The organism is Aquipuribacter hungaricus, assembly GCF_037860755.1.
Lineage (GTDB): Bacteria > Actinomycetota > Actinomycetes > Actinomycetales > JBBAYJ01 > Aquipuribacter > Aquipuribacter hungaricus.
Genome location: NZ_JBBEOI010000360.1, coordinates 1 through 2,565, shown reverse-complemented (window position 1 = coordinate 2,565; position 2,565 = coordinate 1). Strand labels below are relative to the sequence as shown.

Annotated in this window: 3 protein-coding genes and 1 pseudogene; all 4 read left to right on the top strand. The window is 76.1% G+C overall.

Features of this window, described 5'->3' with window-relative positions:
* The first annotated feature begins 315 nt into the window (after window positions 1–315).
* The gene (locus tag WCS02_RS19580) at window positions 316–609 is read left to right on the top strand and encodes a hypothetical protein (RefSeq protein WP_340295956.1); all 294 of its coding nucleotides are present in this window, start codon (window positions 316–318) and stop codon (window positions 607–609) included.
* Window positions 610–652: 43 nt separating this feature from the next.
* The gene (locus WCS02_RS19575) at window positions 653–2,092 is read left to right on the top strand and encodes a phosphomannomutase/phosphoglucomutase (protein ID WP_340295955.1); all 1,440 of its coding nucleotides are present in this window, start codon (window positions 653–655) and stop codon (window positions 2,090–2,092) included.
* 19 nt (window positions 2,093–2,111) lie between these two features.
* Complete coding sequence (locus WCS02_RS19570; RefSeq protein ID WP_340295954.1) at window positions 2,112–2,333, top strand: Trm112 family protein; 222 nt, start codon at window positions 2,112–2,114, stop codon at window positions 2,331–2,333.
* Between the two features lie 5 nt (window positions 2,334–2,338).
* A pseudogene (locus WCS02_RS19565) lies at window positions 2,339–2,565 on the top strand (SIS domain-containing protein); the annotation flags it as partial.

Here is a 2,565-nt window from a genome sequence, read left to right as displayed (position 1 = left end):
GGCGACGTCGGGGGACCGGGCCGGCCTGCTGCCGGAGCCGCCCGTGCGCGGCGTGGGCCGCCGCGGCCACCTGCGCGTGCTGGGCCCCGTGGTGGACAGCGAGCCCCGCGAGCGCCCCGGGGACGCCGTGTACGACGGCTCCCGCGACGACGGCTGACCCCGCCGCTCCTCGTCCTCCGGCTGGCGGCTGCCCGGTCCGTCATCCTTGCTGCAGGTGTGACCTGGATGTCCGGTATGTCGCGACACGCCCGGGCGTTCAAGGTCTCGGGCGTCGTGGCCGACACCGTTGTCACACCACGACCTGGAGGTAGCACGATGAGCGCCACGACCCGCACCGCCCGGACCGCCGGCCCCGCGACGACGCCCCGCCAGCGCCGCACCCGCCCCGAGGAGACCCTGCCCCTGGGCTCGCTCACCCAGCGCGAGCACCGCGCGCCGGGCGGCTGCGTCTCCTGCGGCAGCACCCGCCTCACCCGCCTGTCGATGAACCTCAGCGACGGCGGCACCGTGGACTTCGTCTCCTGCCACCACTGCGAGCACCGCCGCTGGGAGGAGGCCGGCGCCGACGTCCCCGTCGCCGAGGTCCTCCAGCGCACCGCCCGCCGCTGAGGCGTCGGGCGGGCTCCGCAGCGGTAGCCGTGGCCCCCCTAGGGTGGGGGCCGTGAGCCACCCCCTGCTGGACATCGTCAAGGCCTACGACGTCAGAGGCGTCGTCGGCGAGCAGATCGACGCGGAGAGCTGCCGGGCCCTGGGGTCCGCGTTCGCGACGCTGGTCGTCCTGCCCGAGGCCGAGGGCGGCGAGCCCCGCCTGGCCGTCGGGTACGACATGCGCCCCTCCTCGCCGGAGCTCGCCCAGGCCTTCGCCGAGGGCGCCGCCGAGGCCGGGGCCGTGGTCACCGTCCTGGGCCTCACCTCGACCGACCAGCTGTACTTCGCCTCGGGCTCCCGCGACGCCGCGGGGGTCATGTTCACCGCGAGCCACAACCCCGCCCGGTACAACGGCCTCAAGCTGTGCCGCCGCGGTGCCCGTCCCGTGAGCCTGGACACCGGCCTGGCCGGGGTCCGCGACCTCGCGGTCGCCATCCTCACCGGCGGCACCGAGCCGGCCACCGGCACCGGCGGGTCGGTCTCCACCGACGACAGCCTCGCCGCCTACAGCAGCCACCTGCGCTCGCTCGTCCCGCTCGACGGCCGCCCGCTGCGCGTGGTCGTCGACGCCGGCAACGGCATGGGCGGCATGACGGTCCCCGCCGTGCTCGGCGACGCCGCCGGGCTGCCCGCGCTCCCGCTGGAGGTGCTGCCGCTGTACTTCGAGCTGGACGGCACCTTCCCCAACCACGACGCCAACCCCCTGGACCTGTCGACGCTGGTGGACCTGCAGGCGGCCGTCCGCGAGCACGGCGCCGACCTGGGCCTGGCCATGGACGGCGACGCCGACCGCTGCTTCGTCATCGACGAGCGCGGCGAGGTCGTCGACCCCAGCACCGTGACCGCGCTGGTCGCCGAGCTGGAGATCGCCCGCGCCCGGCAGGGCGGCGAGGACGTCCCCGTCGTCCTCTACAACCTCATCACCTCCCGTGCCGTGCCCGACGTCGTCGAGGCCGCGGGCGGCCGCGCGGTGCGCACCCGGGTCGGCCACTCCTACATCAAGGCCGAGATGGCGAGCACGGGCGCGGTGTTCGGGGGCGAGCACTCCGCGCACTTCTACTTCCGCGACTTCTACGGCGCCGACTCCGGCATGCTCGCCGCCCTGCACGTGCTGGCCGCGCTGGGCCGCACGCCCGAGGGCACGACGCTGTCGGCGCTGGTGCAGGACTACGCCCGCTACGCGCGCAGCGGCGAGGTCAACTCGACCGTCGCCGACGCGGCCGACGCCACCGCCCGCGTGCTCGCCGACGTCCAGGCCGGCCCCGACCCCGTCGAGCTCGACCACCTGGACGGGGTCACGGTGTCCGCCACCGACGGCTCCTGGTGGTTCAACCTGCGCTCGTCCAACACCGAGCCGCTGCTGCGCCTCAACGTCGAGGCGGCGGACGAGGCCACCATGGTCCGGGTCCGGGACCACGTCCTGTCGGTCGTCAGGGCCGGCTGAGCCCCCTCGGAGGTCACGGATGAGCACCCCGGTCGAGCCCTGGCTCCGCGAGATCCTGCGCTGCCCCGCCTGCCGCAGCACGCTGCTCGACGTCACCGGCGACGACGGGGCCCCGGCGCTGCGCTGCAGCGGGGAGGCGCCCGAGGGCGGCGACGGCTGCCGGCGGACGTACCGGTTCGACCGCGGCGTCCCGGTCCTCCTCGTCGACGAGGGCGTCCTCCCTCCGGCCGCGGAGGGCTGATCCCCGTGCTCGACGAGGCCCTGCTGGACGACGCGGACGCGCTCGGCGAGGTCGACGCCGACGGGTCGCTGCGGGTGCTGGCCAGCTCCGGGGCGCAGGTCCGGGCCTCGCTGGCCGAGGAGCACGACCTCGGGCGGGTGCGCGAGGACGGCCGGCCCCGCTCGGTGCTCGTCGCGGGCCTCGGCGGCAGCGCCGTGGTCGGCGAGGTCGTCGCCGCGCTCGCGGGCGGCGC

Bases quoted from the DNA above. Each gene is read 5' to 3' on its own strand.
- WCS02_RS19580 (WP_340295956.1), top strand. From the start codon at position 316: ATGAGCGCCACGACCCGCACCGCCCGGACCGCCGGCCCCGCGACGACG.
- WCS02_RS19570 (WP_340295954.1), top strand. From the start codon at position 2,112: ATGAGCACCCCGGTCGAGCCCTGGCTCCGCGAGATCCTGCGCTGCCCC.